26 protein-coding genes and 1 tRNA gene are annotated in these 24,604 nt (G+C 64.1%); 2 read left to right on the top strand and 25 right to left on the bottom strand.

Annotated features, from left to right (window positions below; translation table 11 throughout):
• Positions 1 to 15 precede the first annotated feature (15 nt).
• From rpsR to rnr, 5 genes are all read right to left on the bottom strand, one after another.
• Entirely contained in the window at positions 16 to 240 is a 225-nt protein-coding gene (rpsR, locus tag GJ672_RS02735) for a 30S ribosomal protein S18 (protein WP_154295766.1), read from the bottom strand.
• 2 nt (positions 241 to 242) lie between these two features.
• Positions 243 to 569, bottom strand: a complete 327-nt coding sequence (gene priB, locus GJ672_RS02730; protein WP_154295765.1) for a primosomal replication protein N — start codon at positions 567 to 569, stop codon at positions 243 to 245.
• The gene (gene rpsF, locus GJ672_RS02725; protein ID WP_154295764.1) at positions 566 to 1,003 is read right to left on the bottom strand and encodes a 30S ribosomal protein S6; all 438 of its coding nucleotides are present in this window, start codon (positions 1,001 to 1,003) and stop codon (positions 566 to 568) included. Before rpsF ends, priB begins: the two co-directional genes overlap by 4 nt.
• A gap of 98 nt (positions 1,004 to 1,101) precedes the next feature.
• A complete protein-coding gene (gene rlmB / locus GJ672_RS02720; RefSeq protein ID WP_154295763.1) occupies positions 1,102 to 1,863 on the bottom strand; it encodes a 23S rRNA (guanosine(2251)-2'-O)-methyltransferase RlmB in 762 nt (253 codons plus the stop codon).
• Positions 1,863 to 4,163: a ribonuclease R gene (gene rnr / locus GJ672_RS02715; protein WP_154295762.1), complete on the bottom strand. Its 2,301-nt coding sequence runs from the start codon at positions 4,161 to 4,163 to the stop codon at positions 1,863 to 1,865. The genes rlmB and rnr overlap by 1 nt, the downstream gene beginning before the upstream one ends.
• A 139-nt stretch (positions 4,164 to 4,302) precedes the next feature.
• On the opposite strand from rnr, the gene GJ672_RS02710 reads away from it, so the two are divergent.
• Positions 4,303 to 4,389 (top strand) — tRNA-Leu (locus tag GJ672_RS02710).
• Positions 4,390 to 4,417: 28 nt separating this feature from the next.
• On the opposite strand, the gene GJ672_RS02705 is transcribed toward GJ672_RS02710, so the two are convergent.
• The 15 genes from GJ672_RS02705 to GJ672_RS02635 all read right to left on the bottom strand — a co-directional run bounded on the left by GJ672_RS02705 (position 4,418) and on the right by GJ672_RS02635 (position 19,094).
• Positions 4,418 to 4,822: a polymer-forming cytoskeletal protein gene (locus tag GJ672_RS02705; RefSeq protein ID WP_154295761.1), complete on the bottom strand. Its 405-nt coding sequence runs from the start codon at positions 4,820 to 4,822 to the stop codon at positions 4,418 to 4,420.
• Positions 4,812 to 5,765: a M23 family metallopeptidase gene (locus GJ672_RS02700; protein WP_229381965.1), complete on the bottom strand. Its 954-nt coding sequence runs from the start codon at positions 5,763 to 5,765 to the stop codon at positions 4,812 to 4,814. Before GJ672_RS02700 ends, GJ672_RS02705 begins: the two co-directional genes overlap by 11 nt.
• Positions 5,766 to 5,895: 130 nt before the next feature.
• Positions 5,896 to 6,351 carry a polymer-forming cytoskeletal protein gene (locus GJ672_RS02695; protein ID WP_154295759.1) on the bottom strand — a complete coding sequence of 152 codons (456 nt, stop codon included), beginning with the start codon at positions 6,349 to 6,351 and terminating at the stop codon, positions 5,896 to 5,898.
• Between the two features lie 82 nt (positions 6,352 to 6,433).
• The gene (locus GJ672_RS02690) at positions 6,434 to 7,729 is read right to left on the bottom strand and encodes an adenylosuccinate synthase (RefSeq protein ID WP_154295758.1); all 1,296 of its coding nucleotides are present in this window, start codon (positions 7,727 to 7,729) and stop codon (positions 6,434 to 6,436) included.
• A 14-nt stretch (positions 7,730 to 7,743) separates the two neighbouring features.
• Positions 7,744 to 8,955, bottom strand: coding sequence for an ATP phosphoribosyltransferase regulatory subunit (locus GJ672_RS02685; RefSeq protein WP_154295757.1), 1,212 nt, complete (start codon positions 8,953 to 8,955; stop codon positions 7,744 to 7,746).
• Positions 8,956 to 8,964: 9 nt separating this feature from the next.
• Positions 8,965 to 9,147 (bottom strand): DUF2065 domain-containing protein, encoded by a 183-nt coding sequence (locus tag GJ672_RS02680; protein WP_195759535.1) that lies wholly within the window; start codon positions 9,145 to 9,147, stop codon positions 8,965 to 8,967.
• Between the two features lie 5 nt (positions 9,148 to 9,152).
• Positions 9,153 to 10,028 carry a protease modulator HflC gene (gene hflC / locus GJ672_RS02675; RefSeq protein ID WP_370517604.1) on the bottom strand — a complete coding sequence of 292 codons (876 nt, stop codon included), beginning with the start codon at positions 10,026 to 10,028 and terminating at the stop codon, positions 9,153 to 9,155.
• An 8-nt stretch (positions 10,029 to 10,036) separates the two neighbouring features.
• Positions 10,037 to 11,269 (bottom strand): FtsH protease activity modulator HflK, encoded by a 1,233-nt coding sequence (gene hflK, locus GJ672_RS02670; RefSeq protein WP_154295754.1) that lies wholly within the window; start codon positions 11,267 to 11,269, stop codon positions 10,037 to 10,039.
• Positions 11,270 to 11,364: 95 nt separating this feature from the next.
• Positions 11,365 to 12,648 (bottom strand): ribosome rescue GTPase HflX, encoded by a 1,284-nt coding sequence (hflX, locus tag GJ672_RS02665; RefSeq protein ID WP_229381964.1) that lies wholly within the window; start codon positions 12,646 to 12,648, stop codon positions 11,365 to 11,367.
• Positions 12,649 to 12,715: 67 nt separating this feature from the next.
• Entirely contained in the window at positions 12,716 to 12,967 is a 252-nt protein-coding gene (gene hfq / locus GJ672_RS02660; RefSeq protein ID WP_154295753.1) for an RNA chaperone Hfq, read from the bottom strand.
• A gap of 54 nt (positions 12,968 to 13,021) precedes the next feature.
• Positions 13,022 to 13,966 (bottom strand): tRNA (adenosine(37)-N6)-dimethylallyltransferase MiaA, encoded by a 945-nt coding sequence (miaA, locus tag GJ672_RS02655; protein ID WP_154295752.1) that lies wholly within the window; start codon positions 13,964 to 13,966, stop codon positions 13,022 to 13,024.
• Positions 13,966 to 15,780 carry a DNA mismatch repair endonuclease MutL gene (gene mutL / locus GJ672_RS02650; RefSeq protein WP_154295751.1) on the bottom strand — a complete coding sequence of 605 codons (1,815 nt, stop codon included), beginning with the start codon at positions 15,778 to 15,780 and terminating at the stop codon, positions 13,966 to 13,968. The genes miaA and mutL overlap by 1 nt, the downstream gene beginning before the upstream one ends.
• 18 nt (positions 15,781 to 15,798) lie before the next feature.
• Positions 15,799 to 17,115 carry an N-acetylmuramoyl-L-alanine amidase gene (locus tag GJ672_RS02645; RefSeq protein ID WP_229381931.1) on the bottom strand — a complete coding sequence of 439 codons (1,317 nt, stop codon included), beginning with the start codon at positions 17,113 to 17,115 and terminating at the stop codon, positions 15,799 to 15,801.
• Positions 17,116 to 17,199: 84 nt separating this feature from the next.
• The gene (gene tsaE / locus GJ672_RS02640; RefSeq protein ID WP_370517596.1) at positions 17,200 to 17,625 is read right to left on the bottom strand and encodes a tRNA (adenosine(37)-N6)-threonylcarbamoyltransferase complex ATPase subunit type 1 TsaE; all 426 of its coding nucleotides are present in this window, start codon (positions 17,623 to 17,625) and stop codon (positions 17,200 to 17,202) included.
• On the bottom strand, positions 17,622 to 19,094 hold the full coding sequence (locus GJ672_RS02635; protein ID WP_154295750.1) for an NAD(P)H-hydrate dehydratase: 1,473 nt from the start codon (positions 19,092 to 19,094) through the stop codon (positions 17,622 to 17,624). The genes tsaE and GJ672_RS02635 overlap by 4 nt, the downstream gene beginning before the upstream one ends.
• A gap of 54 nt (positions 19,095 to 19,148) precedes the next feature.
• Here GJ672_RS02635 and queG point away from each other — a divergent pair, with 54 nt between their 5' ends.
• Entirely contained in the window at positions 19,149 to 20,225 is a 1,077-nt protein-coding gene (gene queG, locus GJ672_RS02630) for a tRNA epoxyqueuosine(34) reductase QueG (RefSeq protein WP_229381930.1), read from the top strand.
• Here the strand turns inward: queG and pgi are convergent.
• From pgi to folK, 5 genes are read right to left on the bottom strand one after another with little or no spacing between them, the layout of a single operon-like run.
• Positions 20,197 to 21,783 carry a glucose-6-phosphate isomerase gene (pgi, locus tag GJ672_RS02625; RefSeq protein ID WP_154295749.1) on the bottom strand — a complete coding sequence of 529 codons (1,587 nt, stop codon included), beginning with the start codon at positions 21,781 to 21,783 and terminating at the stop codon, positions 20,197 to 20,199. The two genes, queG and pgi, sit on opposite strands and share 29 nt — an antisense overlap.
• A 12-nt stretch (positions 21,784 to 21,795) precedes the next feature.
• Positions 21,796 to 22,656: a pantoate--beta-alanine ligase gene (panC, locus tag GJ672_RS02620; RefSeq protein WP_154295748.1), complete on the bottom strand. Its 861-nt coding sequence runs from the start codon at positions 22,654 to 22,656 to the stop codon at positions 21,796 to 21,798.
• Positions 22,657 to 22,661: 5 nt separating this feature from the next.
• Complete coding sequence (gene panB, locus GJ672_RS02615) at positions 22,662 to 23,462, bottom strand: 3-methyl-2-oxobutanoate hydroxymethyltransferase (protein ID WP_154295747.1); 801 nt, start codon at positions 23,460 to 23,462, stop codon at positions 22,662 to 22,664.
• 5 nt (positions 23,463 to 23,467) lie between these two features.
• The gene (locus GJ672_RS02610; RefSeq protein WP_154295746.1) at positions 23,468 to 24,118 is read right to left on the bottom strand and encodes a deoxynucleoside kinase; all 651 of its coding nucleotides are present in this window, start codon (positions 24,116 to 24,118) and stop codon (positions 23,468 to 23,470) included.
• A complete protein-coding gene (gene folK / locus GJ672_RS02605; RefSeq protein ID WP_370517595.1) occupies positions 24,115 to 24,603 on the bottom strand; it encodes a 2-amino-4-hydroxy-6-hydroxymethyldihydropteridine diphosphokinase in 489 nt (162 codons plus the stop codon). Before folK ends, GJ672_RS02610 begins: the two co-directional genes overlap by 4 nt.
• Position 24,604 lies beyond the last annotated feature (1 nt).

Genomic DNA, 24,604 nt, shown 5'->3' with positions numbered 1-24,604 from the left:
TACCGGCCGCGGCCCCTAGTGGCTGTCGGTGTAGGGCAGCAGCGCCAGGTACCGGGCCCGCTTGACCGCGGTGGACAGCTGCCGCTGATACCGCGCCCGCGTTCCGGTGATGCGACTCGGCACAATCTTGCCGGTCTCGGTGACGTACTGGCGCAGGGTGTTCAGATCCTTGTAGTCGATTTCTTTCACGCCTTCGGCGGTGAAACGACAGTATTTACGACGACGGAAAAAACGAGCCATGGTCATTGTCCTTCAGTTGATTCGCCCAGTCGCTGCACGTGACTGAGACTGATAATAATCGGGTCGGTGTCGGGTCCCTGCTGTCGGGAGCGGAGCAACACCCCGGCCACCTCCAGCGGCCGGCCAATGGGGATGTCGTCCAGCGCTTCCGCCAGTGGCGAGCCTGCAGCGCGCACACCCACCAGAAAACGGATCCAGCGCTCCACGCCCGCCTCGGTCTGGGATGACTCGTGCTCAAGTAGCGCCCGGGCGATGGGTACGCCCGCCGGGGAATATCTGAGCTCGGTCTTGTCCACCAGCCGGCCGGTCAGCTCGACCCGGTTATTCACTCGTCCTCGGTGTTATCGACGGCCGCTGCCTCTTCGGACGATGCATCATCATCGTCGGACGGAGTGGGCTCCCGATCGCTGCGATCCCGGTCGCGGTCGCGATCACGCTCCTCGTCCTGGCTCTTTGCCAGCGGAGAGGGCTGAGTGACCGCTTCGTCACGGGAGAGCACCATGTTCCGGATCACCGCGTCGTTAAAACGGAACATCGATTCGAGCTCTTCAATGTCCGACGGCTGACACTCGACGTTCATCAGAACGTAGTGGGCCTTGATGAGCTTGTTGATAGGGTAGGCGAGCTGGCGACGTCCCCAGTCCTCAAGACGATGGATGGCACCGCCGTTGCCCTCGATCAGGCCACGGTAGCGCTCGATCATTGCGGGAACCTGGTCGCTCTGGTCCGGGTGGACCAGGAATACAATTTCGTAATGCCTCATTGTGGCTCCTTACGGTTGATCCGACGTGCTGTCGGGAAAAGCCACCCGAATCCGGGCAGCAAGGAGTGACCGGGTCTCCGGTCAGCAGCGCAGTATAGTCAACCGCGGCCGTCGGGGGAACCTTGCCGCTGGCGAACGGCTTCGAAAAGCAGCACGCCGGTGGCCACGGAGACATTGAGGCTCTCCACCTCACCCGCCATGGGAATCGCCAGCAGGTGATCGCAGTGCTCCCGGGTCAGGCGTCGCAGGCCCCTGCCCTCGGCCCCAAGAACCAGAGCCAGCGGGCCGCGCAGGTCCGCCGTAAAGGGCGAATCCCGTCCATCGCCGGCTGCCCCGACCAGCCAGATGCCGCGATCTCTTAAGTTTCGCAGGCAGCGGGCCAGATTCGTCACCTGAAAAAATGGCACGGTGCTGGCCGCTCCTGCGGAGACCCGATGCACCACGGGGGTGAGACCGCTGGCCCGGTCTCGCGGAGCAATGACGGCATGGACTCCCGCCGCGTCGGCAGTGCGAAGACAGGCGCCCAGATTGTGGGGATCCTGCACCTGATCCAGAACAAGCAGCAGCGGCTCTTCCTCGAGCCCGTCCAAGAGCGCCGCCAAAGCCTGATCCCCCCGGGGACCCTGACCCTTCATCGCCAGCACGACGCCTTGGTGAGACAGCCCGGGGACCAATCGACCCAGCGCGTCGGATTCGCTCTCATGAACCGGGCAACCCACCGCCTCGAGCTGCTCCCGTACCCGACGCAGCCGATCGTCCCGACGACGCCGATCCACCCAGGCCTCGAGCGCCCGCGTGGGATCGTGACGAACCGCTGCCTGCACCGCGTGCACGCCGCCCAACAGGGTTCGCTGAGCCATCAGCTCCGCCGACGGCTCCGGGAGCGGCGGCCGGGCTTCTGACCCCGCTTGGGCTTGCCGCGGCCCGCGCTGCCGGCTTTCTCCGGCAACGGGTTACCGTCGGCATCCAGCGGATGGGCCACGGGCTCGAAGTCGAGTTTGCCGTCGTCCACGTTGACCTGGGCCAGCCGGATCCGGATCCGGTCAGCCAGCCGGTATTCCTTGCCCGTGCGCTCCCCGATCAACCGATGACCGATGGGATCGAAGTGGAAGAAGTCCTGCTCGAGGTTGGTAATGTGGATCAGCCCGTCCACGAACACCGCGTCGAGTTCGATGAAAAGTCCGAACGAGGTCACGCCACTGACCACCCCGGTGAACTCCTCGCCGATCCGGTCGCTCATGAAGCGGCACTTGAGTGTCCGTATGGCATCCCGACTGGCCTCCTCGGCCCGACGATCGGTCATCGAGCAGTGTTCTCCCACCGTCACCAGCTGATCCTCGGTGTACTCGAAAGCCTCGGCCGGGCGCCTGGCGAGGACGTGCTTGATGCCGCGATGAACAATCAGATCCGGATAGCGCCGGATGGGCGAGGTGAAGTGCGCGTAGGCATCCAGAGCCAGACCGAAGTGACCGGCGTTGTCCGGCCGATATTCCGCGGCCATCATCGAGCGCAGCATCACCGACTCCACCATGTGCCGATCGGGTCGCCGGGCAACCGCTTCCATCAAGGTGGCATAGTCAGCCGGCGAGGGTTCCTCGCCACCCCCGAGGGTAAGTCCGGTCTGACCCAGAAACTCCCTCAGGTTTTTCAGGCGTTCCTCCGCCGGCGGCTCATGCACCCGGTACAGGGTCGGCACGCGATGTCGATTCAGGAACCGGGCGGTGGCCACATTGGCCTTGACCATGCACTCTTCGATCAGGCGATGAGCATCGGTCCGCTCCGCCGGGTGCACATCCGCCACCTGGCCTTCACTGGTGAACTCGATCACGGACTCGCTGGTGTTGAAATCGATGGCGCCACGACGCTCCCGGTCACGCCTCAGGGCGCCAAACACCTCATACAGATGCTCGATGTGCTTGAGTAGATCGGCGTGTTCCCGGCGCAGCGAGGGGTCGCGATGGTTATGAATCGCGTCCACTTCCTCATAGGTCAGTCGGGCCCAGGAATTCATCACGCCTTCAAAGAACCGGGACTGGCGGAGTTCTCCCTCGCGGTCGATCTGCATTTCGCAGACCATGCACAGCCGATCCACTTTGGGATTCAGTGAACAGAGCCCATTGGATAGAGCCTCCGGCAGCATCGGCACCACCGTGCGCGGGAAATAAACGGAATTGCCCCGCTCTGCCGCCTCTTGATCCAGTGCCGAACCCGGCTTTACGTAGGCGCCGACATCGGCGATCGCCACCAGAAGCTGCCAGCCATCGGCGGTGGGCTCGCAATAAACGGCGTCATCAAAATCGCGGGCGTCGGCTCCATCAATGGTGATCAGTGGCGTCTGACGAAGATCCCGACGGTTCGCCTTGCTGGACTCCGGCACACTGTCCCCAAATGCCTCACTTTCCGACAGCGCGTCCTCAGGCCACTCCGTGGGAATGCCGTGGGTGCGGGCGGCCACCGCGACTTCATCACCGGGGGCGATCTGGGTGCCAAATACCTCAACCACCTTGCCAATCGGCTGCCGCCGCTCGGACGGCTGACTTATCACCTCGGCGGTGACCAGTTCACCATGACGAGCCCCATGGCGGTCGCCGGCAGGAATGATCAGATCCTGGTGCAGCCGCTTGTTATTCGGCACCACAAAGCCGATGCCGCTCTCTTCGTAGTAGCGCCCGGCGATGTTCTGATTGGCGTGTTCGATGATCTCGACCAACTCGCCGCTACGGTGCCCACGCTCATCATCGCCGGTGAGACGCACCACCACCCGGTCGCCGTTGAGCAGTCGACGCATCTGCCTGGGCGCCAGAAAAACGTCAGGCCCGGGGCGATCCGGGTGCACCACGCCCGAACCATCCGCAGCCGCACGAATACGGCCGCGAACCAGCTCTTCGTTGTCAACCAGCACGTACCCGTTCCGCCGGTTGCGAACCAGCTGGCCATCACGCTCCATGGCCTTAAGTCGTCGTCTCAGACCCTCGAGATCATCTTCGTCTTCCAGCCTGAACAGCTCACCCAGCTCCCGTCGGGAGAGTGGCCGCGCCTGCTCCTCGAGCTGCTGGGTAATGAACTCTCGGCTGGGGACCGGCGAGTCGTATTTCTGACGCTCGCGGTCGAGGTAAGGGTCTTGGGATGGATCTGCTGATTCGGAGGTGTTCTTTGCCATGCGTCGGAGGATACGGCATCCACTCGGTGGTGCCTACACGGCGATCCCTCCGACGAATATCCGAGAGATGGTTTGACAGGCCAGGGGGCTCGGATTATTCTCTGCGCCGCTGGTGATCGGATGTTCCTCCGTAAGCCAAGCCGAGGTGGCGGAATTGGTAGACGCGCTAGCTTCAGGTGCTAGTGGGGGTAACCCCGTGGAGGTTCAAGTCCTCTCCTCGGCACCATCCGCTCCATTGGGTCATCATGTCGGTCCTACGACTGCATCCGTAGGTCTCCCTCCAGAATGGCGCCCGGGTGGACTTTGAGGGTTTTGCACACGACCTCACCCTTGATGCGTCCAGTGTGGCTCAACGTGAGATCGTCACAAGTCAGGGTGCCCTCTACCTCGCCGCTCAGCGAAACACTCGTTGCCTTCAGATCGCCGGAAAAACTGCCCGTCGCGCCGATGCTGACCTGCGGTGCGTCCAGTTTTCCCTCGATTCTCCCCTCCAGATTGAGTGACCCCGGGCAATTCACTTCGCCTTTGAACCACATCCCTTCGCTGATGACCGAGGGGCGGCCCATCGGCGACACATTTCGGTCCGACCAATTACCCGATTCGCTCACACCGTCGACGTGTTCCACCACAGGACCTGCTTTTTTATCTTTATTGAACATCTCTGGCCACTCTAAAAACCTCAAGGGGATCGACGTGCCGATCGTCCAGCCTCACCTCGTAGTGCAGGTGGGCGCCGTCGGTTAACCCAGTATCCCCCATCAACCCAATCCATTCCCCACGCTTCACCCACTGCCCTTCTTCCACGTCAATGCGCGCCAGATGGGCATAAATCGTCTCGATCCCGAAACCATGATCAATGGTCACCCGATTTCCGGAGGCACCGTCATAGTCAGCGAACACAACACGCCCCTCGCCAGCGGAGCGAACCCGCTGATCGTCCCAGGAAACCAGGTCGACACCCCGGTGTGCGACATACTGTCCCGTGACCGGGTGCTTGCGCATGCCGAAGCCGGAGGTCATGCGGCCCCCTTGCATCGGATTCAGATCGGGCAGGGTGGAGCGATACCCCTCTTTCACCGACACGGCACGAAGGGCTCGCGCGAGATCCCCCGGAAGGTAGGTCGCCAGGAGTCGGCCCGGGGCGTCGGCGCCCGATACACCCCCACCCCAAGAAACCGGGTTAACGGTCTCGCTTTGCAGAATGAATGATGAGTCAACGTCCAGCGCTGCCAAATCCAGGCTGAGATCCTCCTGGTACCTTGAAACCGCCTGGCGGGTGATATCAGTGTAAACCGTGAATGCCTCGTCTAAATCCTCGAGCAGCGTCCCAACGGTTTGAAGGCCTTCAAGAGGCGTGTCCAACTCGGGCGCTGCAACACCTGAGGCGACACCACGGGCCGTGGAAAACATCTCATCCAAGGCCGAATTCAGCTCAGATGCATCGGCCTGTGCCGTGGCCAATTCATCTGACAGACGCATCTTTTGCTGCCCCAGGTCCTGGCTGTAGCCGATGAACCCCACCAGGCATGCCGAGATGACACCAACAACGAGACTAAACCGGAATTTCTGCCGCCCCAGCACTCTCTGCTGGGCGACGAGCATTTCATCCACGTCCTGTCGGGACACTGTCAGGTGGGCGACGCCATCCCGAGTTGGGATAACAACTTCTCCGGGTTCGCCCGCGGGCAGACTGTCCCTTAGCTGATGCAGCCACGGCGGAGCCGCCGGGTAATCACTTCTCCGGCGATTCGGCATCGTCCCTGGCCTCGCTGTCGGCGTCCGGCTCGTCCTTCTGCACGATCCGGTCCGGCAAATTCATTGGTTTTGACTTCTCGCCCTTGCCCATTCCATGGAACCCCGACTTTTCCTTGCTACTGCTCAACGTACCGTTTATTTCGGCGCCAGACTCGATCTCGACGGACTGATATTGCACTGACCCGCTGACAACTGCTGTGGACCTGAGGATCAGCGTCTGCGCGGTGACCTGCTCGCTGACGCTACCCTGTAAGTCAACGTTGTTCCCGTGAAGGCTGCCTTCGACGACACCAGTGGATCCCACTTTGATGTCATCACCCCGGATGCTGCCCTCAATCCTACCATGCAGCTCAAGCTTACCGGGTGCATCGACTTCGCCGACGATTTTGACACCGTCACCAACAATCAAATCGTTGTTTTTAGAATTTTCCATTGCAAATGCCCTTCCTTAATTCCGGTAGAAGGTAGCAGACGCAGTGATAAAGACAAAAGCCGACCAAGGAGCGCCCCGGCGTTCAGATAGAGAAGGGAGACCGCCGGACAATCGTCTGGTCGCGCTCCGGCCCCGTGGACACAATGTCGACTGGCACCCCGCAGAGCGCCTCCAGCTGCTCGATATAGCGACGCGCGGCGTTGGGCAACTGTTCATAGTCCGTGATACCGAGGGTGGAACACTGCCAGCCCGGTAACTCGATGTAGTCTGGTTCGCACTCCGCCAATGCCTCGGCACCGGCCGGCAGAACGTCCTGACGGACGCCATCGCACTGATACCCGGTGCAGATCCGAAGGGACTCCAGCTCGTCGAGCACATCCAGCTTGGTAATGCAGAGGCCGGATAGGCTGCTGATTTCGACCGCACGGCGCATGGCGACCACGTCGAACCAGCCACAGCGCCGTGGGCGGCCGGTGGTGGAGCCAAACTCGTGACCACGGCGAGCCAAATGCTCACCCAGATCATCCAGAAGCTCCGTGGGGAAAGGCCCCGCGCCTACCCGGGTGGTGTAAGCCTTGGTAATACCGAGCACGTAGTCGAGCTCAAGCGGCCCGGTGCCGGTTCCAGTGGCGGCAGCCCCCGCGGTGGTATTCGAGGAAGTGACATAAGGATAGGTGCCCTGATCGATGTCGAGCAGTGTCCCCTGCGCGCCCTCGAAGAGCAGATGATCACCGGCCCGCCGATGCTGGTGCAGCAGGTGGCTGACGTCCGCCACCATCGGTTCGAGCTCGGTCGCGGTGGACAGACATTCTTCCTGAATCTGCTGGAAGTCCTGACCGGGCTCCCCGTAGTAATGCTTGAGGATGAAGTTATGATAATCCAGCAGCTCGCCGAGCTTGGCCGCCAGCCGTTCACGATGGAAAAGATCGCCAACACGGATGCCACGGCGGGCGGCCTTGTCTTCATAGGCCGGCCCGATGCCCCGACCGGTGGTGCCAATAGCGGCTTTTCCCCGGGCTTTTTCGCGGGCTCGATCCAGCGCCACATGGGACGGAAGGATCACCGGACAGGCCGGGCTGATCCGCAACCGCTCCCTTGCCGGGATACCAGATCCCTCTAGCGTCCGCAGTTCGGTGAGCAGCGCCTCCGGGGAGAGCACCACGCCGTTGCCAATCAGGCAGAGCACCCCTTCACGAAGGATCCCCGACGGAATGAGGTGAAGCACCGTCTTTTGGCCGTCGATGACCAACGTGTGCCCCGCGTTATGCCCTCCCTGAAAGCGCGCTACCGCAGCCACTCGATCCGTGAGCAGATCGACAATTTTCCCCTTGCCCTCGTCTCCCCACTGGGAGCCGATGACGACCACGCTTCTACCCATTGGAATCCCCGTTATTAAAGCGGCGCGACCCGCCATTCCCCCTCGGCCGTACACTGCAGCTGTCGATCGCAGCCTATGGCCCGTGCGTTACTGCCATCGCCTGGCAAAGACCAGACAACCACTTCGCCAGCGGCGCGAAGGGCCTTGACGCGCTTATGGAGGGACTCATCACTTCCCCATGGCGCCAGGATCGCCGATCCGGTCTCCGGTGCCTGACCCGGCCTCCCCTCAGCCGCCCGGAGCAGCGCTTTCAAATCGGTGCTGAAACCGGTGGCGGGGCGAGCCCGTCCGAATACCGCACCGATGTCGTCATAGCGGCCCCCACGGGCCAGCTCCAGAGACTCCCCGGGCGCGTAGGCTGCGAACACCACCCCGGTGTGATACCGGTAACCACGAAGCTCTCCGAGATCAATGTGCAGCTCCAGGGCCGGCAACCATCGCTGCAGCGCCTCCACCACGGTGGCCAGCAAATCGATATCCGCGAGCACCGTCGGACCCGATCCGGCAAGCACTTCCCGGGCCTCGGCAAGTACCTCGACGCCGCCATTCAGGCTGGACAGCGCCGCAATCCGCGCTCGCAGAGACGCGCTGAGATCGAGTCGTTCCAACAACTCGGCAAGATCGCCGGTCGCCTTGCGCTGCAGCGCATCCCAGAGTAACGATTCGTCGACCTGCGACAGCGCCGCTTCGGCCACCAGCCCCCGAAAAAGGCCGACATGGCCCAGATCCACCTGCAGGTTCCGAATACCCGCCTGCCCCAGCACCTCGGCCATGAGGGCGATGATCTCCACGTCAGACTCGACCCCTGAGTGGCCATAAACTTCGGCCCCCAGCTGCAGCGGATTACGGGAACCGGCGGGCTCTTCCGGGCGCGCCCGAAGCACGGTACCGGCATAGCAAAGGCGAACGACACCGTCCCGGCGAAGCTGATGGGCATCAATCCGCGCCACCTGTGGGGTGATGTCCGCCCGCACTCCCATCATCCGGCCGCTGAGCTGATCGGTCAGCTTGAAGGTTTGTAGATCCAGGTCATGGGCGGCCCCAGAGAGAAGCGCCTCAAGATATTCAATGGCGGGTGGGACAACCAGCTCATAGCCCCAGTGCCGGCAGGCATCCAGTGCTGAGCGCCGCAGGACCTCGAGGCTTTGCGCCGCCGGCGGGAGCACCTCTTCGATGGCATCCGGCAGAAGCCAGGGGATGGGCCGACCGCCCGGCTTGTCGATCATGAGATCACCTCAGCGCACCAGATAAAGCAACAGCAGCCCTGCCACCATACTACTGGCACCCGTGAGTCTAAGGGTACGGTCGTTGTTCTGCACGATGGTGAACAGAGTTTTTCTTAGAGCCCTTGGGCTGAGGAAGGGCAGGATCCCCTCAATGACCAGCAACAGGGCAATCGCTGTGAGGAGATCCTGCATTATTATCAGTCAGCCGACGGGGTCAGTCCGTCCAACTGGTTGAAATACCGGAAGAACTCGGAGTCGGGTGAGAGCACCATCATGTTGTCCTGCCCACTGAAGGTATTCTCGTAGGCCCGCAGACTGCGGTAGAACCGATAGAACTCTTCGTCCGCCTCGTAAGCATTGGCATAAATGGCCGTGGCCTGAGCGTCGGCGCCACCGCGGACTTCTTCCGCATCCCGTCGAGCCTCGGCAAGGATTTCCTCGCGACGCCGGTCAGCAGCTGACCGAATCCGCTCCGCTTCCTCCTGACCTTCGGCGCGGAACATCCGGGCCACCTGTTCACGGGCAGCCACCATGCGGTTGAACACCGACTCACTGACGCCTTCCGGCAGGTCCACCCGCTTGAGCCGAACATCCAGCACCTCGATGCCTAGCGCCTCACCAGCCAACTTGGCCTGCTCGGACAAGATGTCCATGATCTCCACGCGGTCACCAGCGATGACCTCCTGTACGGTACGCGTGCCGAATTCAGCCCGCAGGCCGTCCCGGATGATTTCAGAGAGCCGCAGATTGGCCCGGTCTGGCTCTGCCCGAACAGTCACGTAGTACTGCTGAACATCGCTCACCCGCCATTTAACGAAGGAATCCACGATCAGATTCTTCTGCTCGCTGGTCAGGAACCGCTGCGGGCTCTCATCCAGTGTCTGCACCCGGGCATCCACCTTGCGGACGTTGTTAATGAACGGAATCTGGAAATACAGACCCGGGTCGAAATCAACTCGGATCACTTCACCAAGCCGGAATTTCAGGGCCTTTTCTGTTTCCTTGACGGTGAACGTTCCGAAGGTGATTCCAATCACCAGCAAAACAATCACCACCGCACCCATCGAAGTCAGACGATTCATCAACGCGTCTCCCTCATTCGCAACGAGCCCGAACTCGTTGTCTGCCTCGAGGCGGTTTCGCCCGAGCCACTGGTATTCACCGAAGGTCCGTCACTGGCGGCGCCCGTCTCGGGCGACCCCGGCCGGATCATCCGATCCAGCGGCAGATAGAGGAGCTCCTGACTCGCCGAATCGGTGTCGATAAGCACCTTGCTGGTGCCGCTGAGCACCCGCTCCAGCGTATCGATGTACAGCCGGTCCCGGGTGACTCGCGGTGCGAGCGCGTACTCTTCCAACTGCTGGCTGAAGCGACTGGCGTCACCTTCGGCGGCCTGAACCACCCGGGCCAGATAGGCCTGCGCATCTTCAGTGATCCTCGCAGCCTCACCCTGAGCCCGCGGGATGACCTCATTGCGGTAGGCGTTGGCCTGGTTGATCACGCGCTCCCGATCCTCTCGCGCCTTAATGGCGTCCTCGAACGCATCCTGGACCTGCTCCGGCGGCTGGGCGTCCTGAATCACGACTTCGATGACCTGAATACCGGCCTGGTAGTCATCAATGACCCGGGTCACCAAATCACGCGTCTCCTGAGCCACCTCGGCCCGGCCTTCGGTGATGATGAAGTCCATACGCCGCTTACCCACGACTTCACGGAGGGCGCTTTCGGTGAGCTCCTTGAGCGTCTGCTCCGGATCCACGAAGTTGAAGATGAAGTCCCGGGCATCCGAGACTTGATACTGCACCGCCAGCTGGACGTTCACGATGTTCTCGTCCTCGGTCAGCATCAGCGCCTCGGTGAGCACCGGCCGGGTCTGCTGCGGACTCACCGCCTGGTACCCCACCGTCACACGGCGACGGCTGGAGACGTCCACGATCTCCACAGCATCCACCGGGTAGGGAATGCGCCAGTGCGGCCCCGGCGTGGACGTGGTGTGGTAAGCCCCAAAACGTGTCACCACGCCCCGGGTACCCTCGTCGACAATGTAAATACCCGACAAAAGCCAGCCGGCCACCAACAGTCCAATGATGACGAAAACGCCTTTGGCGGACGGTTTTCCACCGCCGCCCCCGGAGCCGGTGTCGCCACCGCCGGACCGGCCGCGACTGCCACCGCCGCCGAAGAGGCCTTCAACTCTCGCGCGGATCTTGCGAAGCGCTTCATCCAGGTCCGGTGGCCCCTGGTTGTTACGTCCGCCGCCGCCGCCGCTGCTCCAAGGGTCCCGATTATTGCCCCCGGGTTCATTCCAAGCCATGTAATTGTCTCCGATTGTGGAGCGGATCCGGCCAGGTGCTCAGTGGCCGGGATAGAAACTGGGCGAGCATGGTAGTCATGCTTAGCCCCCTAAGTTTAATGAGCAGCGACCCCAATGGACAAGTCCTCGTTGGCTGCCGGCTGCAGTTCGGCCACCAGGCCCTCATGCCGATATAGCCGCTCGAGCTCTCGCCGCGGCAGCCTGACGGCCAGACGAACCGTCCCGGCATCGGTGAACTCTTCATGGAGGACATCGCCCAGTTCGTAGAATCGTGCTCTAAGGCGCCCATCGCCGGCCCCAAGCTCAATCAAGCCGGACGCCTGCTCGGACCGGATCAGACCCGAAATGACTCCAAGAAGTTCATTCATCCCGGCTCCGGTAGCGGCCGAGACTCGGACCGATGCAATGGAGCCCTCTTCGGACCAGTCGAGTCGGGGGCGCATCCCGCATTGGTCAATTTTGTTGTACACCCGCAACTGGGGCACCTGATCGGCACCGAGCGCTTTCAGCACTTCGTCCACCTCGCGGGCGTTCTCTTCGCGGAGCGGGTCCGAGGCATCGATCACGTGGACCAGCAAATCCGCCTCGACCACCTCCTCGAGGGTCGATCGGAAGGCCGCCACCAACTGCGGCGGGAGATCGCGAATGAACCCGACGGTATCCGCGACCACCGCCGTTTCTCCACCCGCCAGTTCCAGCCGCCGCAGCGTGGTATCCAGGGTGGCGAACAATTGATCCGCAGACAGCACCCCGGCGCCCGCCAGGCGGTTGAACAACGTGGATTTGCCCGCATTGGTGTAACCCACCAGGGAAATGGCGGGCATGTCCCGCCGCCGCCGGGCCTGCCGGCCCTGGTCGCGTTGCTGACGAACCCGGGCCAGTCGCCTCTCCAGCTGCCGGATGCGCACGCCGAGCATGCGCCGATCCATTTCCAGCTGGGTTTCGCCGGGCCCCCTGAGCCCGATGCCGCCCTTCTGGCGCTCCAGATGCGACCAGCCCCGGACCAGGCGGCTGGCAATGTGGCGCAGCTGGGCAAGTTCGACCTGCAGCTTGCCCTCGTGAGACCGGGCCCGCTGGGCGAAGATATCCAGAATCAGTCCCGTGCGATCCAGCACGCGGCAGCGCAGCATCCGCTCGAGATTGCGCTCCTGAACCGGTGACAAGGCATGGTTGATCAGCACCAGCTCCACCCCCTGCGACTCAATCAGGTGCTGGAGGGTCTCCACCTTGCCGGAGCCCAGGTAGGTCTTCGGGTCCGGACGCCGCCGGCTGCCGGTCTCGCGGGCCACCACATCGGCGCCGGCGGATAGGGCCAGCGCTTCGAACTCGCGGAGTGCCTCGTCGGCGTCGAGCTGATCATCATCAATCTGCACCAGCAGGGCCCGCTCCCCAGCCTCCGGCCGGTCGAAAAGAAGGGCCGGAGAGGTTTCAGCGGCGGCCGAGCGCTCAATCGTCGTCGGCTTCGGGATTGCGCTCCTCCTGCAACAACGTGCGGACGTTACGTGACGGGACAATGGTCGAGATGGCGTGCTTGTACACCATCTGACTGATGGAATTACGCAACAGGATCACGAACTGATCGAAGGACTCCACCTGCCCCTGCAGCTTGATCCCGTTCACCAGGTAAATGGAGACCGGAATTTTTTCTTTTCGCAGCGCGTTGAGAAACGGCTCCTGCAATGATTGCCCCTTTGACATACGGTGGCGACTCCTTGATCGCTGATGTGCCTCTTTTTGTGTATTTATTACTCACTAATCTACCACGTCCGCCAGCTGTTCCCGAAGCCGTTTCAGGGCCCCGGGGCCGGTGCCGTCGACCCAGCGGATCGATTCGGTGCGTCGCAGCCAGGTCATTTGCCGCCGGGCAAACTGCCGGGTGGCCACTACCCCCCTGAAACGCAAATCCGAACGGTCAACACGCCCTTCAAGGAAGTCCCAGACCTGGCGATACCCCACCGCCCGCATGGAGGGCAAATGTTCGTGTATGCCGGGACGACGCCGTAGCGCCGTCACTTCCTCCACCAGACCCTTCTCAAGCATGCCTGCAAACCGCTGTTCGATCCGTTGGTAAAGGAATTCGCGGCTCGCTGGAGCCACACCAATATAGACCAGCGGCCCACCGAGAGGTTCAGGCGCCGGATGGTTATGCAGATCGCTCAGCGGTTGTCCGGTAAGGGTGAATACTTCCAGCGCCCGCTGGATGCGCTGGCTGTCGTTTGGATGCAGTCGCCGGGCCGTCGCCGGGTCGACCTGCTTCAGCCGTTGATGGAGTGCCGGCCATCCCCGATCCGCGGCTTCCGCCTCGAGGGATCGGCGCAGGGCCGCATCAGCGGACGGAAGGGGCGATAGCCCCTGGGCCAGCGCCCGAAAGTAAAGCATGGTGCCACCCACCAGCAGCGGAATACGGCCAGCCTGTCTGGAACGCTGAATCAGGCCCCGGGCGTCCGCCGCGAACTCCGCCGCCGAGTAGGATTCCTGTGGATCCCTGATGTCCACCAGCCCATGGGGCGCCTGTCGCTGAACCGCTGGCGACGGCTTGGCCGTACCGATGTCCATGCCGCGATAGACCATGGCCGAGTCCACACTGATCAGGTCCATTCCGCCCCGGGCATGGAGCTCCAGCGCCAGGTCGGTCTTGCCCGCCGCCGTTGGCCCCATGATGCAGACCACCGGGGGGTTCGCCGGCACCGATCCCATTAACGACCCCGCAGAAAGAGTCGATCCAGCCCGGCCATGTCCAGTTCCACCCAGGTGGGACGACCATGGTTGCACTGATCGATGTTGGGGGTCTCCTCCATGGCCCGGAGCAGTGCCTCCTGTTCCGGCCGGGTCAGCCGCCGATTGGCCCGCACCGAGCCGTGGCATCCCATGGTCCCCAGCAGTCGGCTCATCCGGTCTTCCATCACCTCACTGGATTCATCCTGACCGGGGTTATCCAGCTCGGCCAGCACGTCCCGCAGCAGCCCGGCCGCATCGGCATCCTTGAGCAGAGCCGGCACGCCGCGAATCCGCAACTGTTCCGGTCCGGCTCGATCCACATCCAGCCCCAGCTGATCCAGGATTGCGCGGTTATCCTCGGCTCGATCCGCCTCGGTGGGCGTCACGTTGACCGCGACCGGCACCAGCAGGGGCTGGTGGGCCAGACTCATGGCGGCGTACTGTTGTTTCAGCCGCTCGTAGACGATGCGCTCATGAGCGGCGTGCATGTCCACCAGAATCAATCCCCGCGACGACTCCGCCAGCACATAAACCCCATGAATCTGGGCGATGGCGTGACCCAGGCGCGGCATTGAGGATGAGACCGACGCATCGGCATCGTCCTCCGGGGCCGCCGCTGGTGTTGCAATGTCCTCGGCAGCGGTCTCGGTGGCATAAAGCGCCCGGGCCTCCGCCAGCGGCAGCCGGCCGGTCTGGCCCTCGACGGCCCGCGGCAAGGGGCCACGGGGGGCAGGCGCTGCGCTCACCTGTTGAACCCGGCCCTCACCCGCGGGGTCGGCGTTGCTCCCCTCCACCACCGCGGATGCGCCGGACTCGGCCAGGGCGCGGGACACCTGGCGCCTCAGGAAATCGAACACCAGACCCCCGTCCCGGAAACGGACTTCGTGTTTGGTCGGATGGACGTTGACATCCACCTGCATGGGATCGATCTGCAGGTGCAGCAGGTAGGCGGCAAAACGATCCTTGAACAGGACATCAGCGTAAGCCCGGCGCAACGCCTGGCTGACCAGCCGATCCCGAATCATGCGGCCATTGAGATACACATACTGCAGATCCGGTTGGCCCCGGGAGGCCGTGGGCAACCCCAGCCAGCCGGACAGGCGCATCCCGGCCGCCTCGGTGTCGAGCCTGAGGGCAGCATCGGCAAAGCCGGCACCCATCAATTCGCGAACCCGGTCGCCGCTGGCCTCCGGCGAAAGGGCCGGCAAATGCATGAGCTCACGGCCATTATGGCTCACCTGAAAAGCCACCTCGGGCCGGCCGAGGGCAACCCGGCGAATCAGCTCCTGGATGTGACGCAGCTCGGTGCGCTCGGTGCGCAGAAACTTCCGCCGGGCGGGGACCTGATGGAACAGATCGCGGGCTTCGACGGTGGTGCCCGGGGGATGCGGCGCCGGTCGCGGCGATTGCGGATCCTGCGGATCCAGGCAATGACCATGGTCGCTGTCCGGGCACCGGCTGGTGAGGCGCAGGGCTGCTACCGACGCTATGCTGGGCAGCGCTTCGCCACGAAACCCGAGGGTCGCCACCTGCTCCAGATCGTCCAGGGAGCGGATTTTGCTGGTGGCATGGGGACGTACGGCCATTTCCAGATCCGCCGCGCTCATGCCCCGGCCATCGTCCCGCACCCGCAGCAGGCGCTTGCCGCCGGCCTCCAGTTCGATGCGAATCGCCGCTGCCCCGGCATCCAGGGCATTCTCCAGCAGTTCCTTGAGAACCGAGGCGGGTCTTTCGATGATTTCACCGGCAGCGATCTGGTTGACCAGCTCCGGGGGCAACTGCTGAATCGACATGGCCGCAGTATAACGGCGTCAGGGAATCTGCAGGGTCCGGCCTGCCGAAATGCGATCGTTACCGAGATTGTTCGCCCGGCGCAATGAGTCCACGGACACGGAGTGGCGCATCGCAATTTCCGAGAGTGTGTCACCACGCTGGACGACGTACTCGTCGGCACCAAAGTGCAAATCGGGCCGCATGTTCCGGGCATAGGCGCGGATTCCGTTCAGAATGCCCCGGGACAATTGGTGCTGATACGCCGGGGTGTTCAGGCGGCGCTCCTCGTCCGGGTTGGTGATGAACGCCAGCTCCACCAGCACCGACGGCATGTCCAGTGATTTGAGGACGGCAAAGCCGGCCTGTTCGACGCCGCGGCCGTGGACGTCGCCGATGGCAGCCAGCTCATGCCGAACCTCGGCGGCAAAAGCCATGCTCTCCTCGACGGTATGAGCCCGGGAGAGGTCCAGCAGGACTGAGGCCACGTCCGGGTCCTTGTCATCCAGCGAGACCCCGCCGATCCGATCCGCGCGGTTTTCACTGCGAGCCAGCAGCCGGGCCATTTCACTGGAGGCGCCGGTCCGGGAGAGCACGAACACCGATGAACCCCGCACGTTCTGATCGTGGAAGGCATCCGCATGCAGGGACACGAACAGATCGGCATTGGCGTCCCGGGCCCGGCGGGTCCGGTCCCGGAGGCCAATGAAATAATCGCCATCCCGAATCAGGATGGCTCGCATGCCTTCCACGGCATTGATGCGATCGGCGAGCTTGCGACCCACACTCAGCACCACGTCCTTCTCGTAAGTGCCGCCGGGCCCGATGGCGCCGGGATCCTGGCCACCATGACCCGGATCGATGGCCACCAAAAACGGTGCCTCGGATCGTGAAGAGGCCGACCGGGTCGGCTCCCTAGCGGTGGATTCCGCGCGATCCGTGGCACCGTCGCCACCGGGGCCACTACCCTTGAGGTCCACCACCAGACGATGACCGCGGCCGTCGGACGGTTCCACCGTAAAGCTGTTCACCTCCACCGACGCGGTCAGGTCGAACACCACCCGAACCCCATCCCCCCGGGAGCCCGTGCGCACCCGATCAATCGGCCCCTGGCCCGCCATGTCCTCGAGCATGTCAGCGGGTAACCGGGCATTGCGGATATCCAGCACCGCCCGATCAGGCCCCTCAAGGGTGAAAAGCTCATAGCCCGCGGGGCCATCAAGATCGAACACCACCCGGGTCTTCTCCGGACCGCTCCAGGAGCGCACGTCTTCAACGGAGACGCCAGCCACCCCCACCAGAGGCATCAACAGCAGTGTCAGCAGAACCCACAGGGTGCGCATAGAATTCCGACTCATTGAGGTTGTTGGGGATATGCCACACATCGCAGAAACTTTCAACAAAAAACCAGCCCAAATAGCGAGATAGAGCGGTTTCTTATCTCAGGGGTTAAACCACTCCAGTCTCGCCTGCCTGAAGGCACCCACCCGCTCCAGCCAGACGGCCAGGTCACAGGGCGGCAGCACTCCCTCCCCCATAGCCGGCCACTCCACCAGCAGCAGCCCCCGGTCGCTGAAGTCACGCAGGCCGATGAACTCCAGCTCCTCCGGATCACCGAGCCGGTAGAGGTCCAGATGAAACACCTCGCCGCGCTGCAGCGCATAGGGCTCCACCAGGGTGTAAGTGGGACTCCGCACTGAGCCGGCATGCCCCGCCGCTCTCAGGAACCCCCGCACCAGAGTGGTCTTTCCCGCACCCAGGTCGCCATACAGATAGACGCAGCCTTTCGCCGGCAGCGCCTCCGTCAGGGACGCTCCAAGCGCCAGGGTGTCCACCTCGGCGGCCAGGGCCATGGTTTCCACGTTCACGGATTGACCACCCGACGGAGCTCCGCCAGCAGGTCCCCCGCCAGCAGGCCCCGCTCACCCTGGACCGCGGCGAGGTCCGCCGCCCGGGCGTGCACCAGCGCACCCAGACGCGCCGCGGTCCAGCAGTCCGCGCCCTGCGCCAGCAGGCCCGCCACGATGCCAGTGAGCGCATCCCCCATACCGCCGCTGGCCATACCGGGATTGCCCTCGGTCACCACCGCGCGCCGCCGGCCATCGCCCACCACGGTTCCCGGCCCCTTGAGCATCACCACCCCGCCGTAGCGCCTGGCCAGCGCGTCCACCGCGGCAAACCGATCGTTCTGAATGTCCCCAACGGCGACATCCAGCAGCCGAGCCGCCTCACCGGGATGGGGGGTCAGCACCCACTGCTGCCGAGACATCGGTTGCCTCGCCAGCAGGTTGAGCCCGTCCGCGTCCACCACCAGCGGACACGGCGCGGCCTGCGCGCGCTGCAGGCATGCTTCACCCCAGCCTTGCTGGCCGAGGCCCGGCCCCACCGCGATGACGTCCGCCTTCTCCGCGAGGCGATCCAGCGCTGCCGGGTCCTCCATGCCGTGGGCCATCAACTCGGCGCGCGTGGCCAGCACCGCCGACACATGGGCGGGCCGTGTGGCAATGCTGACCAGCCCGGCGCCGGTGCGAGCCGCCGCTTCACCGACAATGCAGACCGCCCCGCCGGTGCCGTGATCTCCCCCCACCACCAGCACATGGCCGCAATCGCCCTTGTGCAGAACCCGGGAGCGAGGCACCAGCCACTGATCGAGCAGATCCCCTCCAACCCGGGTGGTATCCACCGGTGTATCGGCATAGACCGCCCGGGGGACTTGCAGGTCGTCGAAAACCACTTCACCGACATAATCCGCCGCGTCACCGGTGTAGAGGCCCCGCTTGCGACCAATGAAGGTGGGGGTCAGGTCGGCCTGGATGGCGACCCCCATGACCCGGCCGGTGGCCCCATTGAGCCCCGAAGGAATGTCCACCGCCACCACCGGACAGTCGCTGGCGTTAACCGCCCTGATGATTTCGGCCATGGCCCCTTCCACCGGACGATCAAGACCGGTACCGAGCAGCGCATCCACCACCACATCGGCTTGCCCGAGGCGTGCCGCGGAGAACTCCACCGGCCGGACGCACTCCAGCGCCTGCACGGCCGCCTGGCGGGCGTCGCCACCCAGCGCCGACGGGTCACTGACCGCACAAAGATCCACGGCCAGGCCGGATTCCGCCGCCAGACGGGCCACGACATAGCCGTCACCGCCATTGTTGCCGCCGCCACACAGCACCAGCAGTCGTCCGGCGTTTGAGTGGCGTTGCCGTATCAGCCGCCAGATTGCGCGTCCGGCCCGCGCCATGAGCACCCCGCCGGGCACTCCATGGTTTTCAATGGCGCGGCGATCCAGTTCCGCCACCTGGGCCGGGGTGTAGAGGTTGTGGCTTTCATCCGTCATGGGCTCATCCTAGCTCGCTGACAACCGGGGCGCATGAGTCGATACACTGGGAAGATGCAGCCAGACACCGACATGCAACGGCTAATGACCGACATCCGTCAATGGGCGGCGGAGCTCGGCTTTGACGAGCTGGGCGTGGCCCGACCGGCACTGGAAACCGACGAAGCCCACCTGCTGCGCTGGCTGAAGGACGGCCGCCACGGCACCATGCGCTGGATGGCCCGCCATGGCACCAAACGGGCGCATCCCGAGCGGCTGGTCCCGGGCACGGTTCGCATTATCAGCGTGCGCATGGACTACCGCCCACCCGACCTGGAGGCGGATGCGGTCATCCTCAATGAACCCCGGCGTGCATTTATCGCCCGGTATGCCCTGGGCCGGGATTATCACAAGCTGCTCCGCAAGCGCCTGCAGCAGCTCGCCGACCGAATCGAGACCGCGGTGGGGGAATTCGGGTATCGGGTTTTCGTGGACAGCGGACCGGTGCTGGAAAAGGCCCTGGGACGCAATGCCGGCCTGGGCTGGATCGGCAAGAACACACTGCTGCTTAATCGGCATGCCGGCTCGTATTTCTTCCTCGGGGAGATCTTTACCGACCTCCCGCTGCCGGAGGATCCGCCGGTGGAGGATCTCTGTGGCAGCTGCCGGGCCTGTATCGACGTCTGTCCCACCGGGGCCATCACCGGCCCGCGGCAGCTGGACGCACGCCGCTGCGTCTCCTATCTGACCATCGAGCATGAGGGCAGCATCCCTGAGGAGCTGCGAGCGGCCATTGGCAACCGGGTCTTTGGCTGCGACGACTGCCAGGCGGTCTGTCCCTGGAACCGTTATGCCCAGCCAACGGATGAGGGCGACTTTCACCCGCGTCATGGACTGGAAGCCGCCACGCTGGTGGAACTGTTCCGCTGGGATGAGGCCACTTTCCTGAAACGAACCGAGGGATCAGCGATCCGCCGGCTGGGCCATGAGCGCTGGCTGCGTAACCTGGCGGTTGCGCTGGGCAATGGGCCGGCCGAAGACGACGCCATCCAGGCCCTTGGCGAACGCCTGCACCACTCCTCGGCGCTGGTACGGGAGCACACCCGCTGGGCGCTGGGGCGGCTTACCGGTGCCAGCGACGGTAGCGGTTGATCAACCCGGCGGTGGAGCCGTCCAGCGACCCCCCATCATCGGCCCCGGCGAGTGTGGGCTTGAGATCCGCCGCCAGCACCTTGCCCAGTTCGACGCCGAACTGATCGAAAGCATTGATCCCCCAAATGGCGGCCTCGACGAAGGTTCGATGCTCGTAAAGCGCGATCAACGCGCCGAGGTGCCGTGGCGTGAGCGCCTCCAGCAGAAGGGTGTTGCTCGGACGGTTACCGGGGCAGCGACGGGCCGGCGTCATCTCCGCCCCGTCCCGACCCTGCATCAGCGCCTGGCTCTGGGCGAACAGATTGGCCGTCAATTCCAGCGGGTCACCCCGTTCACCGGCCACCGGCCGGGCGACGCCGATGAAGTCAACGGGGATGACGTCCGTGCCCTGATGGAGCGCCTGAAAGAACGCATGCTGACCCGGCGTGCCCGTCTGCCCCCAGATGGCAGCGGCGGTGGGAACCGCGACCGCAACGCTTTCGTGGTCCACGGACTTGCCGTTGCTCTCCATCACCAGCTGCTGGAGATAGGCCGGCAAGCGTGCCAGCCGCTCGGTGTAGGGAATCACCGCCTGACTGCGCCGGTTCAACAGGCTGCCATTGAGCACGGACAACAGGCCCAGCCAGACCGGGGCGTTGGTGTCGAGGGGTGCTTCGGCAAAGTGGCGGTCCATGTCATGGGCGCCCGCCAGCAGCGCCTGGAAGCGCTCGGGCCCAATGCCGAGCATGATGGCAAATCCCACCGCCGACCACAGCGAGTAGCGCCCGCCTACCCAGTCCCACATGGGCAGTGCCAGATCCGGATCCAGGCCCAGCTCACGAACCCGGGCCAGGTTGGCAGTCACCGGGAGCACCTGACGCTCCAGCACATCCTCAGCCGGGACGCTGCGGCGCAGCCAGGCCATCACCTGATAGGCATTGGCCATGGTTTCCACGGTGCCGAAGCTCTTCGACACCACTAACGCCAGGGTCGCCTCCGGGTCACAACGGCTGAGGGTGCGCTCCAGTTCCACCCCGTCCACATTGGCGACGAAATGCACCTCCGGCCCATCGGCAAGCGGCGCCAGAGCGTCCATGACCAGTCGGGGGCCGAGATCCGAACCGCCAATCCCGATGTTGATGACATGCCGAATCGGCTTGCCGGTGACCCCGGTGCGTTGACCCGCCCGTATCGCCGCGGCCATCTCGGCCATGCGCGATCGGGTGGCCTCGACCTGTTCCGCCAACTGGGCGCCGGCCCAGCCGGCTCCGCCATCCGGCACCCGAAGGGCCGTGTGCAGGACCGCGCGCTCCTCGGTGTGGTTGATCGTCGCCCCCCGCAACATGGCATCACGCTGCTGTTCGACATTGCGCGCACGCGCCAGCGCCAGCAGCGCACTCCAGATGGGGTCATCCACCGGCTGCTTGCTCACATCCAGCAGCAGTCCTGACACTTCCAGAGAGAACCGCTCGAAGCGGTGCGGGTCCTGCGCGAACAGCCCGTTGATGGACAGTTCGGCAGCACGCTCGGCCTGACCCTGCAACGCCTGCCAGGCCGGCAGGGATTCAATTGAAGCCATGCGGATTCCTCGTCAGTCGATGGGCGGTCGGTTCACCCGGACGTTGTCAATCAGCCGGGCCCGGCCCAGGTAAGCCGCTCCGGCCACCACCAGGTCCTGGTCACCCGGGCCCGGCTCCCCGAGGTCGCCGGCACGACGGATTTCCACGTAATCAGGCTTCATCGTCGCAGCAGACAGCGCCTCCATTGCCTCCCGGCGGAGGCCGGCGAGGTCGGTGTTGCCCGCCCGGAGGCGATCCGCCAGCGCGCAGAGCGTCTGATACAGGACCGGCGCCCGCGCCCGCTCCGACTCGCCGAGGTAGACATTGCGGCTGCTCATGGCAAGGCCGTCAGGCTCCCGGGCCACCGCGGCCCCAATAATTTCGATGGGCAGATCCAGATCCCTGGCCAGGCGCTGGACCACCAGGAACTGCTGGTAGTCCTTTAATCCGAATACCGCCAGATCGGGGCGGACAATGTTGAAGAGTTTGGTCACCACCAGGGCGACGCCATTGAAAAATCCGGGGCGGGACAGATCGCAGAGCATGCCGTTAAAGGCGGGCACCTCCACCCGGGTCCGCAACAGCCCGCCTTCCGGATACATGGCCGCCACCGATGGCAGAAACACGCAGTGCACGCCCCGATCCTCCAGCAAGGCGAGATCGGACTCACGGGTCCGCGGGTAGGTCTCATAGTCCTCGCCGGGACCAAACTGGGCGGGATTGACAAAAATGCTGACCACCACGCGATCGCTGCGGGCCATGGCCTCGTCCACCAGGGACAGATGGCCGCCATGGAGATTACCCATGGTGGGCACGAAGCCCACGGTCAGCCCGGCCACATGCCAGTCCCGGACCTGACGGCGCATCGCCTCGATGGACTCAATGGGCTGCATGGGCTTTAGTCGAAGCAGTGCTCACGGGCAGGGAACTGACCGCTCCGCACCGCCTCGGCATAGGCGCTGAGAGCGCTTTGGATGCTGCCGGTGTCCGCCAGGAAATCATGGGAGAAGCGAGGTGCCTGACCCGGAGTGATTCCCAGCATGTCCTGAATGACCAGGATCTGGCCATCGCAACCGGGTCCGGCGCCAATGCCAATGAGTGGGACGTCAACCTCGGCCTGGATCCTGGCCGCCAGATTCGCGGGCAGACACTCCACCAGCAACACATCGGCGCCGGCGTCGGCCAGCGCCCGCGCATCGGCAAGCACCGCCTCGGCACCATCCTCACCGCGCCCCTGAACCCGATATCCGCCCATCTGCAGCACGCGCTGGGGACGCAGTCCGAAATGCGCGCACACCGGCACCCCGGCCCGGGACAGCGCCGCGACAATGGGAGCCTGCTCGGCGGTGGCTTCGATCTTGACCATCTGGGCGCCACCGGACTTCATGAGCACCGAGGCACTTTCGAGCGCACTCCGGGCATCGAAATCGCTGAGGAACGGCAGGTCCGTCATTAACAGCGCCCGATCCAGCCCCCGCGCGACACACCGAGTGTGATAGGCCATCTCCTCAAGGGTGACCGGGACGGTGCCGGCATGCCCCTGAATCACCATGCCCAGGGAATCGCCGACCAGGACCACGTCCACCCCGGCCTCGTCCACTGCTCGGGCGAGCGCGTAGTCATAGGCGGTCAGCGCAACAATGGGCTGACCCTCACGCTTCATGCGGCGGAGTGTTGCAACACTGACGGATCGACTCATGGCTCTCAGAGTACGCTGCTATCGAGGTTGAAGTAATGCCGAACCGACTGCATGCGCCCGATTTCCTCCAGCAGCATGTCCAGATGATCGGGATCGTCCGCGGGATCGATGGCGGCGTTGTTGACGATGAGAACCGGCGAATCGGCGTAGTGGTGAAAAAAATCCACGTAGGCGCTCGCCAGGCGCTCCAGGTAATCGCCCTCCAGACCGGCCTCGGGGCCGCTGGCGTGACGTCGCAGTCGCTCGTGGAGAACTCCCGCCGGAGCCTGCAGATAGATGACCAGGTCGGGGGTTGGCACCGCTGTCACCAGCGTGCTCCAGACCCGTTGGTAAAGATCGAACTCATGGGCGTCCAGATTCAGTTCCGCGAATAATCGATCCTTGGCAAAAAGAAAATCCGCCACCACCCGGGGCGCAAACAGATCCCCCTGACGCACCCGCCCGAGTAACTCCGCCCGCTGCATCAGGAAAAACAACTGGGTGGGGAACGCCGCCTTGGCCGGATCGCGATAAAAACGCTCAAGGAACGGATTGTCCTGGCTCTGTTCAAGAAGCGGCTCGCCGCCCAGTCGCTCGGCGAGCTGATTGGCCAGCCGGGATTTGCCGGCACCAATGGGGCCCTCGACCACGATGTGCTGGAGACCCTCGAGGTTCATGCTGATTCCTCAACCACCGCCAGCGCTTCGGCGTCGATCAGCGTCCGCAGGCGGGACACCTCACCGGCACCCGGAATTTGAAGACCGGGCGCGATGGCGGCGAGTGGCACCAGCACGAACGCCCGCTCCGCAATCCCGGGGTGGGGCACATCAAGTTCGGGCTCGGCAATGACCTGGTCACCATAGAGCAGAATGTCCAGGTCCAGCGGCCGCGGCCCCCATCGCTGACCGTTACGGCGGCGACCCGCCCGGGCCTCCTGATCCTGCAAGGCGAGCAGCAATTCCCGGGGCTCCAGGGCCGTCTCCACGGCGGCCACCGCGTTGACGTAATCCGGCTGACCCGCCGGCCCCATGGGTGGATTGCGGTACAGGGGCGAGACGGCCGTGCAGCAGCACCCGGGCAGACGATCCAGCGCCTCGATCGCCCGTTTTACCTGATCCACGGGCTGATCGAGATTGCTGCCGATGCCGATGTAAGCCGTCACG

The organism is Spiribacter sp. 2438 (genome assembly GCF_009676705.1).
GTDB lineage: Bacteria > Pseudomonadota > Gammaproteobacteria > Nitrococcales > Nitrococcaceae > Spiribacter.
The sequence above is the reverse complement of the archived record's forward strand: the minus strand, read 5'-3'. Positions and strand labels throughout refer to the sequence as shown.

Coding starts and splice junctions, on each gene's coding strand:
- rpsR (WP_154295766.1), bottom strand. CDS start 240: ATGGCTCGTTTTTTCCGTCGTCGTAAATACTGTCGTTTCACCGCCGAA.
- rpsF (WP_154295764.1), bottom strand. CDS start 1,003: ATGAGGCATTACGAAATTGTATTCCTGGTCCACCCGGACCAGAGCGAC.
- rlmB (WP_154295763.1), bottom strand. CDS start 1,863: ATGGCTCAGCGAACCCTGTTGGGCGGCGTGCACGCGGTGCAGGCAGCG.
- rnr (WP_154295762.1), bottom strand. CDS start 4,163: ATGGCAAAGAACACCTCCGAATCAGCAGATCCATCCCAAGACCCTTAC.
- GJ672_RS02705 (WP_154295761.1), bottom strand. CDS start 4,822: ATGTTCAATAAAGATAAAAAAGCAGGTCCTGTGGTGGAACACGTCGAC.
- GJ672_RS02700 (WP_229381965.1), bottom strand. CDS start 5,765: ATGCTCGTCGCCCAGCAGAGAGTGCTGGGGCGGCAGAAATTCCGGTTT.
- GJ672_RS02695 (WP_154295759.1), bottom strand. CDS start 6,351: ATGGAAAATTCTAAAAACAACGATTTGATTGTTGGTGACGGTGTCAAA.
- GJ672_RS02690 (WP_154295758.1), bottom strand. CDS start 7,729: ATGGGTAGAAGCGTGGTCGTCATCGGCTCCCAGTGGGGAGACGAGGGC.
- GJ672_RS02685 (WP_154295757.1), bottom strand. CDS start 8,955: ATGATCGACAAGCCGGGCGGTCGGCCCATCCCCTGGCTTCTGCCGGAT.
- GJ672_RS02680 (WP_195759535.1), bottom strand. CDS start 9,147: ATGCAGGATCTCCTCACAGCGATTGCCCTGTTGCTGGTCATTGAGGGG.
- hflK (WP_154295754.1), bottom strand. CDS start 11,269: ATGGCTTGGAATGAACCCGGGGGCAATAATCGGGACCCTTGGAGCAGC.
- hfq (WP_154295753.1), bottom strand. CDS start 12,967: ATGTCAAAGGGGCAATCATTGCAGGAGCCGTTTCTCAACGCGCTGCGA.
- miaA (WP_154295752.1), bottom strand. CDS start 13,966: ATGGGATCGGTGCCGGCGAACCCCCCGGTGGTCTGCATCATGGGGCCA.
- mutL (WP_154295751.1), bottom strand. CDS start 15,780: ATGTCGATTCAGCAGTTGCCCCCGGAGCTGGTCAACCAGATCGCTGCC.
- GJ672_RS02645 (WP_229381931.1), bottom strand. CDS start 17,115: ATGAGTCGGAATTCTATGCGCACCCTGTGGGTTCTGCTGACACTGCTG.
- GJ672_RS02635 (WP_154295750.1), bottom strand. CDS start 19,094: ATGACGGATGAAAGCCACAACCTCTACACCCCGGCCCAGGTGGCGGAA.
- queG (WP_229381930.1), top strand. CDS start 19,149: ATGCAGCCAGACACCGACATGCAACGGCTAATGACCGACATCCGTCAA.
- pgi (WP_154295749.1), bottom strand. CDS start 21,783: ATGGCTTCAATTGAATCCCTGCCGGCCTGGCAGGCGTTGCAGGGTCAG.
- panC (WP_154295748.1), bottom strand. CDS start 22,656: ATGCAGCCCATTGAGTCCATCGAGGCGATGCGCCGTCAGGTCCGGGAC.
- panB (WP_154295747.1), bottom strand. CDS start 23,462: ATGAGTCGATCCGTCAGTGTTGCAACACTCCGCCGCATGAAGCGTGAG.
- GJ672_RS02610 (WP_154295746.1), bottom strand. CDS start 24,118: ATGAACCTCGAGGGTCTCCAGCACATCGTGGTCGAGGGCCCCATTGGT.